The following is a 12,327-nucleotide window of genomic DNA, read 5'->3' as shown; positions in this document are numbered from 1 at the left end:
TCTACGGGGCTTTCGAATATGGAGGCCGAGGTCGGAATCGAACCGGCGTTAACGGATTTGCAATCCGCTGCATAACCATTTTGCTACTCGGCCTCAAAACGCTTGACGCTGCACTTAACAACATCTTGCGCAATCAAATTGGAGCGGGAAACGAGACTCGAACTCGCGACCCCGACCTTGGCAAGGTCGTGCTCTACCAACTGAGCTATTCCCGCATCATTTGATGTGCGCCATTCTATACATTCAAATCTATCCGTCAACCCCTTGATTCTAAAAAACTTATTTTTTATCTACAGTGGTTTTCAAATGAGGCCATGCGGCCTTGAGGTATTGGATCATCGACCACAGGGTCAAGCCAGCGGCAACCAGCAGCAGCGCGTAGCCCGTGACCACCCAGAAGCTGAGTTGCACCGGGTTGGCCAGCAGGATCACCAGGGCGAGCATCTGCGCGGCGGTTTTCCATTTGCCCATGTTCGATACCGCCACCTGAGCGCGGGCACCAATCTCGGCCATCCATTCGCGCAGTGCGGAAATGACGATCTCTCGGCCGATGATGACCATCGCTGGCAGGGTAAGCCAGAAATTGGCATGGGTCTGCACCAGCATGACCAGCGCCACCGCGACCATGAGCTTGTCTGCCACCGGATCGAGAAAGGCCCCAAACGGAGTGCTTTGCTGCAGTTTGCGCGCCAGATAACCGTCCAGCCAGTCAGTAGCGGCCGCGAACGCAAACACCACGCTAGCCGCTGCGTAGCTCCAGTGATAAGGCACATAGAACAACAGAATGAAGATCGGAATCAGGAGAACGCGTAAAACGGTGATCAGATTAGGGATATTCATCGGCACAACTGGCTACGAGGTGAGCGGGCATTCTACTCGCTATGCAGGTTCGCATAAATCGACTCTGCAAGCTTTTTACTGATACCGGGTGCTTTGGCGATTTCTTCGATGCTGGCGCGCGACAACTCCTGCAAACCGCCAAAGTGCTTGAGCAAGTCGCGGCGCCGGGTAGGCCCCACGCCCGCGACGCCTTCCAGGGTCGAGGTACGCCGGGTCTTGCCGCGACGTGCCCGGTGGCCGGTGATCGCGAACCGGTGCGCTTCGTCGCGGATCTGCTGAATCAGGTGCAAGGCCGGCGAGTCGCCAGGCAAGGTAAACTCATGGTTAACATCGTTGAGGTACAAGGTTTCGAAACCGGCCTTGCGGGTCACGCCCTTGGCCACCCCCAGCAAGATGAGGTCAGGCACCGCCAACTCATTGAGAACGTCGCGGGCCATATTCAACTGCCCCTTGCCACCATCCACCAGCAGGATGTCCGGCAACTTGCCCTCGCCGTCCTTGATCTTGCTGAAACGCCGCGTCAGTGCCTGGTGCATGGCCGCATAGTCATCGCCTGCAGTGACGCCTTCGATGTTGTAGCGCCGATAATCGGATTTGATCGGTCCTTCCGGGCCGAACACCACACATGAGGCCACCGTGGCTTCGCCGCTGGAGTGGCTGATGTCGTAGCATTCAAGGCGCTGCGGCGGCTCATCGAGTTTGAGTTCACGAGCCAGTGCTTCGAAACGCGACGCCACATGTTGCCGGTTGGCCAGCCTGGCGCCGAGGGCCTGCTCGGCATTGGTGACCGCCAACTGCTGCCAGCGCGCCCGGGTGCCTCGCACCCGATGACTAATGGTCAGCTCACGACCGCGCAATTCATGAATCGCATCGATCAGGCTCGCAAAGTCGTCATTGACCACGTTGACGATGACCTCGCCGGGCAGCTCACGGTCAACACCCCCCAGGAAATACTGGGCGAGGAACGCCGACATCACTTCGCCGACCTCTTCTTCTATACCCACCTGAGGGAAGAAATTCTTGCTGCCCAGCACTCGTCCGCCGCGTACGCTGATCAAATGCACGCATGCACCGCCCGGGTTGACGAAGGCAGCGACCACATCCACATCGCCGCTGCCGCCTTCCATGCTCTGTTGGTCCTGGACACGCCGCAACAGGGAAACCTGATCGCGAAGCTCGGCCGCGCGCTCAAACTCCAGCGCCATGGCTGCCTGCTCCATCGCCGCATTGAGTTCATCACTCAGAGCGTTGCTGCGCCCTTCAAGGAACATCACCGAATGGCGCACGTCCTCAGCATAAACTTCAGGCTCGACCAGACCGACACAGGGTGCTTTGCAACGTTTGATCTGGTACTGCAGGCAAGGCCGGGTGCGGTTGCGGTAGTAGCTGTCCTCACACTGACGCACCAGGAAAGTCTTTTGCAACAGGCTAAGGCTTTCGCGAATGGCCCCGGCGCTGGGATAAGGCCCGAAATAACGCCCCTTGGCCCTCTTCGCTCCACGATGAATGCTCAGCCGCGGGAACGCGCCGTCGGAAAGAAACACATATGGGTAGGATTTGTCGTCGCGCAGCAGGATGTTATAGGGCGGCCGACTCTCTTTGATGAGGGTCTGCTCCAGCAACAGCGCTTCGGTTTCATTGGCAGTGATGGTGGTTTCGATCTGCGCGATTCGCGCCACCAGCGCACCGGTCTTGGGCGCATGGCCAGTTTTGCGAAAGTAGCTGGCCAGACGCTTCTTGAGGTTCTTGGCCTTGCCGACATAGAGCAGCAGCCCCTGCTCATCGAACATCCGGTAGACACCGGGTCGGCCACTGCAAGTGGCCAGAAAAGCACTGTGATCAAAGGTTTCAGTCATGTTCAGGCGCTGGCATCGACCATGCCGTGACGAACCGCCAGCAATGCCAGTTCGACATCACTGCTGATCGAAAGCTTCTCGAAAATACGATAACGGTAGGTGTTGACGGTTTTCGGCGACAAGCACAGTTTGTCCGAAATAGTCTGAACCTTCTGACAGCCAACGATCATCAAGGCGATCTGGATTTCTCGTTCGGACAACAGATCGAACGGCGAGTTACTCTGCTCGGGCTGAAACGACTTGAGCGCCAGTTGCTGAGCGATCTGCGGGCTGATGTATCGCTGACCGGCAAACACCATGCGAATGGCCTGGACCATTTCGGTCAGGCCGGCGCCCTTGGTCATATAACCTGCCGCCCCGGCCTGCAGCAGGCGGGTCGGGAACGGGTCTTCCTCACACGCGGTCACCGCCACGACTTTCATGTCGGGGTGACTGCGCAACAGCTTGCGGGTGGCTTCAAGGCCACCAATACCCGGCATCTTGACGTCCATAAGCACGACATCAGGTTTGAGTTCACGGGCTTTCTTCAGGGATTCTTCGCCACAATCGGCCTGACCGATGACCTGCAGGCCATCGATGTCGGCGAGCATGCGGGTTATGCCTGTGCGCACGAGATCGTGGTCGTCGACAACTAGCACCTTAATCAAGGAGACACCTCGCGAAACAGTCATAGCAATGCGTGTCACGATAACAAAAACAGGGAGCCAGACCTAGGGTCTTTGAACTCGTCACACAGTGTCGAGCGCCGCCCTGAAGCTCAGAGAACCGCGACCTAGCAGCCCTCAATGACTGCTATAGCATGATTCGCAAGGCAATGCCCAAGATCCCCATGGCCAATACGGGTAATTCAATCAGGCACGCCCCCGGTTTCTGACTCAATGCTGTTGGGTGGACAGCGTTAACCACACGCTATCACTCATAGAATTCAGTGCCAGAAAAAAATGTGCGCCGACTCACAAATATACCCAAAGGACGACCGCCATCAGCTCTCTTCAACTGATGACTCATCGCTGATGGACGGGCTGGAAAAGAGCTTGCTGCCTATCAATGACGACGCGGACAGTTCCGCCATGCTGGTAGTCAACCGCCGGATCGCGTCCTGATCCTCCTTGTGCAGGGTCCTGTAGCTGCCCAGCACTTTTTCTTCGGCCAGGCTGAGATTATCGAGCGGGATTGGCGTAGCTTTTCCTGTGAGCACGTACAATACGTCAACCCCTTTGGCAGAGACCGCAGCCAGGTAATCGGCCTTGGGAGCACGATCACCGCTTTCATACTTGCCTTGGGCATTGGCTTCCACGCCACCGATTTCCCCGAAAGCTCGCTGAGACAAGCCCAGACGCTCGCGTTCTTTTCTTAGACGGTATCCAATTCCACTCATTTGAATGCGCAACCCTGTTGACCCCATTCTAACGAATGGTAAAATCCTGACAAAATTAAACTGATTTGAACGGTTTTAAACTATGCCCGTAATCCGCACTGCTGCACAAGCCAAGGCTTGGCTCGATCAACAGGGAAAATCCGTTCAACAATTTGCTCGTGAAAACAACGTGGATGCTGCAACGACCTATCAGGTTTTAGCCGGTCGCAAGAAAGGTCGCCGTGGCGAAGCCCATAAAGTGGCGGTTTTGCTGGGCATGAAGGTCGGGACCATCTCCGCGCCGGAGAACCCGCCAGCCTCTGACGTTGTTTGACAGCACTGCTGAAGCGCCAAGGTAAAAGAATAGTTCTGTCCACCGTTGCAGGTTTGATCTGAGTGATCAAATCGCCTTTTCTGACAATTCGCGTCGGCACCTACCCGGATAAAATTCTGCCTCAACCGCTGATGACCTGCTCCCCCCTAAAAACCGATTTGACTTGAGTAGCGCAATCAGTCGCAAGACGGGTAGTTTTTAAAAACTGCCTGAAGTATGCTCGGCAACATTCAACGGAGACATCCCATGTCGCTTACCCTCACCCTCCAATGTGTTCGCCCTGCCGGCCTTGAGTGCCAGGTAGCGACGCATGCTGGCGAAAGGGTTTTGGCCAATGCTTGTCTGCCGGTCGATTTTTATTATGGGTATTGGTTTAGCCACAGGCGCTGATACCCCTACATCGGCGCCCTGAATCACGGGACGCCCACCAGAGAATTCTCAACCCCCGGTCGGCTCCCCGACCGGGGGTTTTGTTTTCAAGCCCCTTTAACGACGCACAACAGACTTCCAGAGGACACAGCACATGAGCCACTTCACCTATTACTGCAACTACGTCTACGCCTGGCGATTTACCAGCCTCCGTTCGGGACAGCCTGCCGCCTCCGTCCGGTCACTGCCTGGTGGCAATTTGTCTATTACACAACCTTGTCGAACACCCCTATAGGGCGTGAGCGGGAAAAACCCGCCGCCCAGGAAGCCAGAACATGAACGCGCCTGCCACTCTGAAAAACACCGAACTGTCGTCCAGCACCGTCACCTGCCTGGACACTGCGCTCCATCCGCAACGCTTGCCCAGCACCGTCGAACTCAAACAGCGCCTGCCGTTGAATGCCTCCCTGACCAGTCAGGTCGCAGCGCATCGACGCGCCATTCGCGCGATTCTCGAGGGTAGCGACTCCCGCCTGCTGGTGGTGGTCGGCCCCTGTTCATTACACGACCCACAATCAGCACTCGAGTACGCAGCGCGGCTGGCCGAACTGGCCAGTGAAGTCAGCGACCAAATGCTGCTGGTGATGCGTGCCTACATCGAAAAGCCTCGCACCACCGTCGGCTGGAAAGGCCTGGCCTACGATCCGCATCTGGATGGCAGTGACGACATGGCGAGCGGACTGCGCCTGTCACGGCAACTGATGCGTGACATGCTCGAACTGGGCCTGCCTGTCGCGACTGAAGTACTGCAGCCGATGGCGGCCGGTTACTTCGATGACGTGTTGAGCTGGGTGGCGATCGGCGCCCGTACGACCGAATCGCAGATCCATCGAGAAATGGCCAGCGGCCTGGGCATCCCGGTCGGCTTCAAGAACGGCACCGATGGCGGAGTCGCCGTGGCTTGCGACGCCATGCGTTCGGCGGCTCACCCGCACCGGCATTTCGGCATGGACCGGCACGGACATCCGGCCATTATCGAGACGGCAGGCAACCTCGACACCCATATCGTGTTGCGCGGCGGCCACCACGGCCCCAACTACAGCGCCGAACACGTCGCCAAGGTCAGTGCCGCGCTTGATAAACAACAGGCCAACCCGCGGATCATGGTCGATTGCAGCCATGCCAACAGCGGCAAAGACCCGGCCCGCCAGCCATTGGTGTTCAATGACGTGCTGGAGCAGCGCCTGCAGGGCAACACCGCGCTGATGGGCATGATGATCGAAAGTCATCTGTTCGACGGCTGCCAGGCTCTCGGGCCTTCATTGAAATACGGGGTATCGGTGACCGATGCATGCCTGGGCTGGTCCGGCACCGAGGCGCTGCTGCGCGGCGCGGTTGAGCGGTTGCGCTACCGCTGAGCCATGACCTCAGCGCGAACATCGGCCTTGGCCGGGACCGCGTCGCTGCGTTTCCCGGCTGAAGCCGGTCTACGTACGATTGCCGGGCCGGTCAGCGCCGCACGGCATTAGCCAAGGGTCATGAACTTAATCAGACAGCGCCCCTCACATTACGGTAGGCTTGATGTTTTTCAACAGGAGTACTGTTCCCATGGCAAAAGCCACTGCCCGCCACATCCTGGTTTCCAGCGAAGAGAAGTGCAACGAACTGAAAGCCCAGATCGAAGGCGGCGCTGACTTCGCGGAAATCGCCAAGGCCAATTCAAGCTGCCCGTCGAGCCGTCAGGGCGGTGACCTGGGCTCGTTCGGTCCAGGCCAGATGGTCAAGGAGTTCGACACCGTGGTGTTCAGCGCCCCGATCAACGTGGTACAGGGTCCGGTCAAGACCCAGTTCGGCTACCACCTGCTGGAAGTGACCAGCCGTCAGGACTGATCCTGCGCAGTTGATTCTGGTAAACGGCCCATCCTGATGATGGGCCGTTTGCATTCTGACGGGCCGAAACTTGTAGCTTGAGCCCTTGGCGCTGTAGCGCTTTCCCTGTAGAACGACACAACAGTTTCTGGCTTGTGGTTCGCTCATGGGTTTGCTTCGTTCATCACTGTTTGCCGCATCACTGGCCCTACTGAGCACCGTGCAATCAACGTGGGCTGCGCCGCAGCATGCACTGACTGTTTATGGTGAAGCGCCGCGTTACCCAGCGGGCTTCCTGCACTTCGATTACGTTAACCCCGATGCCCCCAAAGGCGGCAGTATGCGCCGCTCGGCGCAGGAAATCGGCCAGTTCGATCATTTGATTCCGTATGTCGACAAAGGCATGGGCGTCGAGCAGGTCGACAAGTTGCTGTATGCGCCGCTGGCCGTGCGCTCGCTGGATGAACCCTTCACCGTCTATGGTCTGGTAGCACGGCAAATGGAGCGCAGTGCCGACGGGCTATCGCTGCGCTTCTATATTGACCCTGACGCCCGCTTCGCCGACGGCACGCCGATCACTGCCAATGACGTGAAGTACACCTTCGAGTTGTTCATGAGCAAAGGCAAGCTCGATTACCGGACCCGCTTTGAGGCAGTCAAGGGGGTGCAAGTCGAGTCACCCGGTCAGGTGCGTTTCGATTTCAGCAACAACGAAAGCCGTACCCTGCCACTGGAACTGGCGTCGCTGCCGGTACTGCCCGAACATTGGTGGAAGACCCGTGACTTTGCTGGCGGCGCCGGCTTTGAAGTGCCGCCCGGCAGTGGGCCGTACAAGATCGGCAAGGTCGATGCAGGGCGCAGCATTACGTTCGAGCGCGACCCGCAGTGGTGGGGACGTGACAAGCCGGTCAGTCGCGGCCTGTACAACTTCGATTCGTTTCGCATCGAGTATTTCGGCGACACCGATGTGGCGCGTCAGGTATTGCTCGGCGGCGGTTACGATTACAACCGTGAATACTCCGCCACCGGCTACACCATTCGCTATAACGGCCAGGCCTTGAGTGAGGGTCGCCTGCAAAAGGCCCATCTGGCCAGCGGCGCGATCCAGAACTCCCAGGGGTTTGTCTTCAACCTGGATCGACCGATGTTCCAGGACCGGCGAGTGCGCCAGGCACTGGCCATGCTGTGGGATTTCGAATGGACCAATCGGCAGATGATGCGCAACATGTACATCCGCCAGAGCAGCTACTTTTCCAACTCGCCCCTGGCGGCCAGCCAACTGCCCTCGCCCCGCGAGCTGGAAATTCTTGAGCCGTTGCGCGGCCAGGTGCCTGATGAAGTATTCACTCAGGTATTCCAGCCACCGCGCACCGATGGCAGCGGCCTGATCCGCGACAAACAACTGCAGGCCCTGAGCTTGCTCAAGCAGGCGGGCTGGGAGCCGAAGGGCGACCAACTGGTCAATGCCCAGGGCGAGCCGCTGAGTTTCACGTTCCTCAACGCCCAATCAGGGATGGAGCGCCTGCTGCTGCCTTACAAGCGTACCCTGGCGCAGATCGGCATCCGCTTCGAGATCCGCCGCATCGACGCCGCGCAGTACCTGAACCGGGTCATGGCCCGCGACTATGACATGATCGTGATCGGTTATACCGTGAGCAACTCGCCGGGGATGGAGCTGTACAACAGCTTTGGCTCCAAGGTGGCCCGCGATGCGGGCTCCAGCAACTACATGGTGCTGCAGAACCCGGCGGTGGACAGCCTGATCGATGGCCTGGTCAAGGCCACCACCCAGGCCGACATGAGCGCCTATGCCCGTAGCCTGGACCGGGTATTGCAGTGGGGCTACTACTGGATTCCCAACTATTATCCGCCCGGCAGCTCTACGGTGTGGTGGAACCGCTTCGGCATACCCAAAATCCAGGCGCGTAACAGCGAGGCCATTGAAACCTGGTGGGAAGTCAGCCCTACAGCGCTGACCGACGAGGAGTTCGCCGCACGCCGTGGTGCTTCGGCGCTGGTCAAGGAGATGCAGTAAATGCCGGGCTATATCCTGCGTCGCCTGCTGCTGATCATCCCGACCCTGCTGTGCATCCTGCTGGTCAATTTTTTCATTGTCCAGGCCGCACCGGGCGGACCGGTGGAGCAAGCCATCGCGCGCTTGCAAGGGGTTGGCGGTAGCAGTGTGGGCAGCACCTCGGTCGAGTCGGTGCACAGCGGCCAATCCCGCGCCTCAAGGGGGCTGGACCCGAAACTGATCGAGGAAATCGAGCGCCAGTATGGCTTTGACAAACCGCTGCATGAGCGGCTGTGGCTGATGCTGGGTCACTATGCCCGGCTGGATTTCGGCAACAGCTTCTTTCGCGGAGCCTCAGTCACTGAACTGATCATGCAGAAGTTGCCGGTGTCATTGTCGCTAGGACTGTGGGCGACCCTGCTGACCTATCTAGTGTCGATCCCGCTGGGGATTCGCAAGGCGGTCAGGCACGGCAGCCACTTCGATGTCTGGAGCAGCACGCTGATCATCATCGGCTACGCCCTGCCGGCCTTTCTGGTCGCCATGCTGCTGGTGGTGCTGTTCTGCGGCGGCACCGCGCTGCACTGGTTCCCGGTGCGCGGGCTGGTCTCGGAGAACTTCGCCGAGCTTTCGCTGACCGGCAAGATCGCCGACTACTTCTGGCACCTGGCGCTGCCGGTCACGTCGCTGGTGATCGGCGGTTTTGCCGCCCTGACCCTGTTGACCAAGAACGCCTTTCTCAACGAAGTCACCCGCCAGTATGTGACCACCGCCAGAGCCAAAGGCATGAGCGAACGGCGCGTGCTGTATGGCCATGTATTTCGCAATGCCATGTTGCTGGTGGTGGCCGGCATCCCGCAGGCGCTGATCACAGTGTTTTTTTCCGGCGCGCTGCTGATCGAAGTCATTTTCTCGCTTGATGGCCTGGGCCGCATGAGCTACGAGGCGGCGGTGGCGCGCGATTATCCGGTGGTGTTCGGCACGCTGTTCATCTTCACCCTGTTTGGCCTGCTGATCAAACTGGCCGGCGATATCTGCTACACCTTGGTCGATCCGCGCATCGACTTCAGTGCGAGGACTGTCTGATGCAGCGCCTGTCCCCTGTGGCCCGACGCCGGCTGGCGCGGTTTCGCGCCAACCGTCGCGGCTGGTGGTCGCTGTGGCTGTTCTGCGGGCTGTTCATACTGACCCTGGGCGGCGAACTGATTGCCAACGACAAGCCGCTGGTGCTCAGCTATAAAGGCTCGCTGTATTTCCCGGTATTCAAGCGTTATACCGAGCAGGCATTTGGCGGCGAGTTGCCGTTTCAGCCTGATTACCGCAGCCAGTACGTGCAGCAACAGATCGCCAAGGGCGACGGCTGGATGCTGTTCCCGCCCATCCCGTTCGGCGCCGACACTCCCAATTATGACCTGAGCGTTCCGGCCCCAAGCCCACCGTCAGCGCAGAACTGGCTGGGTACCGATGATCAGTCGCGCGACGTATTGGCCAGGGTGATCTTTGGTGCCCGGATTTCGATCCTGTTTGCCCTGGCGCTGACCCTGATCAGCGCGGTGATTGGCATCGCTGCCGGCGCGCTGCAAGGCTATTACGGGGGCTGGACCGACCTGATAGGCCAGCGTCTGCAGGAGGTCTGGTCAGGCTTGCCGGTGCTTTACCTGCTGATCATTCTGTCCGGTTTCGTCGAGCCGGGCTTCTGGTGGCTGCTGGGAATCATGGCGCTGTTTTCCTGGCTGGCGCTGGTGGATGTGGTGCGGGCCGAGTTCTTGCGTGGGCGCAAGCTGGAATATGTGAAGGCCGCCCGCGCCCTGGGGCTCAGCGACCGGCGAGTGATCGTGCGGCACATTCTGCCCAATGCCATGAGCGCCACCCTGAGTTACCTACCATTCATTCTTACCGGCGCCATCACCACCCTCACGGCCCTGGACTTTCTCGGTTTCGGCATGCCGGCCGGCAGTGCATCGCTGGGCGAACTGATTGCCCAGAGCAAAACCAACCTGCAAGCACCCTGGCTGGGGCTGACCGCTTTCTTTGCTCTGGCGCTAATCCTCAGCTTGCTGGTGTTCATTGGCGAAGCGCTCCGCGATGCCTTCGACCCGAGGTCTTGATATGCCGGATAATCTGATCGAAATCCGCGACCTGAACATCGCCTTTAACGGCCAGCCAGCGGTGTATAACCTCAGTCTGGATATACGCCCCGGCGAGTGTCTGGCGCTGGTTGGAGAGTCCGGTTCGGGCAAGTCGGTCACTGCCCATTCAATCCTGCAATTGCTGCCGCAAGCCGACACCCAGTGCAGCGGCAGCATTCGCTACCGTGGTCAGCAGTTGCTGGGCGCTGACGCAAAAACCCTGCGCCAGTTGCGCGGCAACCGCATCGCGATGATCTTCCAGGAGCCGATGACATCGCTCAATCCGTTGCACACCGTAGCCAAACAGATTGGCGAAACCCTGCTGCTGCACCGCGGCATCAGCGGACGCGAGGCGCAGCAGAGGATCGTTGAGCTACTGGAACTGGTCGGCATCCGCGAGCCGCAGAAACGCCTCAAGGCCTATCCGCATGAGCTGTCCGGCGGGCAGCGTCAGCGGGTGATGATTGCCATGGCGCTGGCCTGTGAACCGGAGCTGCTGATTGCCGATGAGCCCACCACCGCGCTGGACGTCACTGTCCAGCGCAAGATCCTGCTGCTGCTCAAAGACCTGCAGCAACGCCTGAACATGTCGCTGCTGCTGATCAGCCATGACCTGAACCTGGTCCACAGCGTGGCCCAGCGGGTGTGCGTGATGCAGGCCGGGCAAATTGTCGAACACAATGAATGCCAGAGCCTGTTCAAACAGCCGCAGCACCCTTATAGCCGCCTGTTGCTGGACGCCGAGCCGGCAGGTTTACCCGTCACCCGCCCCGCTCGCGAACCATTGCTGGAGGTCGAAAACCTGCGCGTGTGGTTCTCGCTGGCCGGCGGCTGGTTCGGCCGTCATAAGGAATACCTCAAGGCCGTGGACGACATCAGCCTGAGCGTCGAACGCGGCAAGACCCTGGGCATCGTCGGCGAATCCGGCTCAGGCAAGTCCACCCTCGGCCAGGCCATTTTGCGCCTGCTCGACTCCAGCGGCACGATCCGGTTTCGCGGCCAGACCCTGGATGGCTTGGGCCATAAACAGATGCGGCCGTGGCGCAAGCAAATGCAGGTGGTGTTTCAAGACCCTTACGGCAGCCTCAGCCCGCGCCTGTCAGTGGCGCAGATCATTGCTGAAGGCCTTCAAGCCCACACCCAACTCGACCCTGAGCAGTGCGACCAGCAGGTGATCCGCGCCTTGCAGGAAGTAGGGATCGACCCGGCCAGCCGGCATCGCTACCCTCATGAGTTTTCCGGTGGCCAGCGCCAGCGCATCGCCATCGCCCGCGCGTTGGTGCTCAAGCCGGCATTCATTCTGCTCGACGAGCCGACTTCGGCCCTGGACCGCACAGTCCAGAAGCAGGTGGTGACGCTGTTGCGTGACCTGCAAGAAAAACATGACCTGACCTATCTGTTCATCAGCCACGACCTGAGCGTGGTCCGCGCGCTGGCCCACGACGTGCTGGTGCTCAAAGATGGGCGCGTGGTGGAGTACGGCAGCAGTGAAACGCTGTTCAATGCCCCACAACACCCCTATACCCGCGAGCTACTGGCGGCCGCGCACACCGGATAAG

11 protein-coding genes and 2 tRNA genes are annotated in these 12,327 nt (G+C 59.4%); 7 read left to right on the top strand and 6 right to left on the bottom strand.

What is annotated here, in order from left to right; all coding sequences use genetic code 11:
- Window positions 1-19 precede the first annotated feature (19 nt).
- The 6 genes from NJC38_RS02495 to NJC38_RS02470 all read right to left on the bottom strand — a co-directional run bounded on the left by NJC38_RS02495 (window position 20) and on the right by NJC38_RS02470 (window position 4,074).
- Window positions 20-93 (bottom strand) — tRNA-Cys (locus tag NJC38_RS02495).
- 46 nt (window positions 94-139) lie between these two features.
- Window positions 140-215 (bottom strand) — tRNA-Gly (locus NJC38_RS02490).
- A gap of 64 nt (window positions 216-279) precedes the next feature.
- Window positions 280-840 (bottom strand): CDP-diacylglycerol--glycerol-3-phosphate 3-phosphatidyltransferase, encoded by a 561-nt coding sequence (pgsA, locus tag NJC38_RS02485; RefSeq protein WP_045490524.1) that lies wholly within the window; start codon window positions 838-840, stop codon window positions 280-282.
- A 32-nt stretch (window positions 841-872) separates the two neighbouring features.
- On the bottom strand, window positions 873-2,696 hold the full coding sequence (uvrC, locus tag NJC38_RS02480) for an excinuclease ABC subunit UvrC (protein ID WP_253111131.1): 1,824 nt from the start codon (window positions 2,694-2,696) through the stop codon (window positions 873-875).
- 2 nt (window positions 2,697-2,698) lie between these two features.
- On the bottom strand, window positions 2,699-3,343 hold the full coding sequence (gene uvrY / locus NJC38_RS02475) for a UvrY/SirA/GacA family response regulator transcription factor (protein WP_045490520.1): 645 nt from the start codon (window positions 3,341-3,343) through the stop codon (window positions 2,699-2,701).
- Between the two features lie 335 nt (window positions 3,344-3,678).
- On the bottom strand, window positions 3,679-4,074 hold the full coding sequence (locus tag NJC38_RS02470; RefSeq protein WP_045494646.1) for a helix-turn-helix domain-containing protein: 396 nt from the start codon (window positions 4,072-4,074) through the stop codon (window positions 3,679-3,681).
- An 82-nt stretch (window positions 4,075-4,156) separates the two neighbouring features.
- Between NJC38_RS02470 and NJC38_RS02465 the strand changes: the two genes are divergently transcribed.
- The 7 genes from NJC38_RS02465 (at window position 4,157) to NJC38_RS02435 (ending at window position 12,326) form a co-directional block, all read left to right on the top strand.
- A complete protein-coding gene (locus NJC38_RS02465) occupies window positions 4,157-4,387 on the top strand; it encodes a DNA-binding protein (RefSeq protein ID WP_253111129.1) in 231 nt (76 codons plus the stop codon).
- Between the two features lie 704 nt (window positions 4,388-5,091).
- Window positions 5,092-6,174: a 3-deoxy-7-phosphoheptulonate synthase gene (locus NJC38_RS02460; protein ID WP_253111127.1), complete on the top strand. Its 1,083-nt coding sequence runs from the start codon at window positions 5,092-5,094 to the stop codon at window positions 6,172-6,174.
- 190 nt (window positions 6,175-6,364) lie between these two features.
- Window positions 6,365-6,646 carry a peptidylprolyl isomerase gene (locus tag NJC38_RS02455; RefSeq protein ID WP_039589523.1) on the top strand — a complete coding sequence of 94 codons (282 nt, stop codon included), beginning with the start codon at window positions 6,365-6,367 and terminating at the stop codon, window positions 6,644-6,646.
- Between the two features lie 145 nt (window positions 6,647-6,791).
- The gene (locus NJC38_RS02450) at window positions 6,792-8,660 is read left to right on the top strand and encodes an extracellular solute-binding protein (protein WP_253111124.1); all 1,869 of its coding nucleotides are present in this window, start codon (window positions 6,792-6,794) and stop codon (window positions 8,658-8,660) included.
- Window positions 8,661-9,725 carry a microcin C ABC transporter permease YejB gene (locus NJC38_RS02445; RefSeq protein ID WP_253111108.1) on the top strand — a complete coding sequence of 355 codons (1,065 nt, stop codon included), beginning with the start codon at window positions 8,661-8,663 and terminating at the stop codon, window positions 9,723-9,725. It begins immediately after the preceding gene.
- Window positions 9,725-10,747: an ABC transporter permease gene (locus NJC38_RS02440; RefSeq protein ID WP_253111105.1), complete on the top strand. Its 1,023-nt coding sequence runs from the start codon at window positions 9,725-9,727 to the stop codon at window positions 10,745-10,747. Before NJC38_RS02445 ends, NJC38_RS02440 begins: the two co-directional genes overlap by 1 nt.
- 1 nt (window position 10,748) lies before the next feature.
- On the top strand, window positions 10,749-12,326 hold the full coding sequence (locus NJC38_RS02435) for an ABC transporter ATP-binding protein (protein WP_253111102.1): 1,578 nt from the start codon (window positions 10,749-10,751) through the stop codon (window positions 12,324-12,326).
- The last annotated feature ends 1 nt before the right edge of the window (window position 12,327 follow it).

Source organism: Pseudomonas sp. 21LCFQ010 (genome assembly GCF_024129905.1).
GTDB lineage: Bacteria > Pseudomonadota > Gammaproteobacteria > Pseudomonadales > Pseudomonadaceae > Aquipseudomonas.
Note: the sequence above shows the minus strand (reverse complement) of the source record. Positions and strands in the feature narration are given on the sequence as shown.

Coding starts and splice junctions, on each gene's coding strand:
- NJC38_RS02460 (WP_253111127.1), top strand. CDS start 5,092: ATGAACGCGCCTGCCACTCTGAAAAACACCGAACTGTCGTCCAGCACC.
- pgsA (WP_045490524.1), bottom strand. CDS start 840: ATGAATATCCCTAATCTGATCACCGTTTTACGCGTTCTCCTGATTCCG.
- NJC38_RS02435 (WP_253111102.1), top strand. CDS start 10,749: ATGCCGGATAATCTGATCGAAATCCGCGACCTGAACATCGCCTTTAAC.
- NJC38_RS02465 (WP_253111129.1), top strand. CDS start 4,157: ATGCCCGTAATCCGCACTGCTGCACAAGCCAAGGCTTGGCTCGATCAA.
- uvrC (WP_253111131.1), bottom strand. CDS start 2,696: ATGACTGAAACCTTTGATCACAGTGCTTTTCTGGCCACTTGCAGTGGC.
- NJC38_RS02470 (WP_045494646.1), bottom strand. CDS start 4,074: ATGAGTGGAATTGGATACCGTCTAAGAAAAGAACGCGAGCGTCTGGGC.
- NJC38_RS02455 (WP_039589523.1), top strand. CDS start 6,365: ATGGCAAAAGCCACTGCCCGCCACATCCTGGTTTCCAGCGAAGAGAAG.
- NJC38_RS02440 (WP_253111105.1), top strand. CDS start 9,725: ATGCAGCGCCTGTCCCCTGTGGCCCGACGCCGGCTGGCGCGGTTTCGC.
- NJC38_RS02445 (WP_253111108.1), top strand. CDS start 8,661: ATGCCGGGCTATATCCTGCGTCGCCTGCTGCTGATCATCCCGACCCTG.
- NJC38_RS02450 (WP_253111124.1), top strand. CDS start 6,792: ATGGGTTTGCTTCGTTCATCACTGTTTGCCGCATCACTGGCCCTACTG.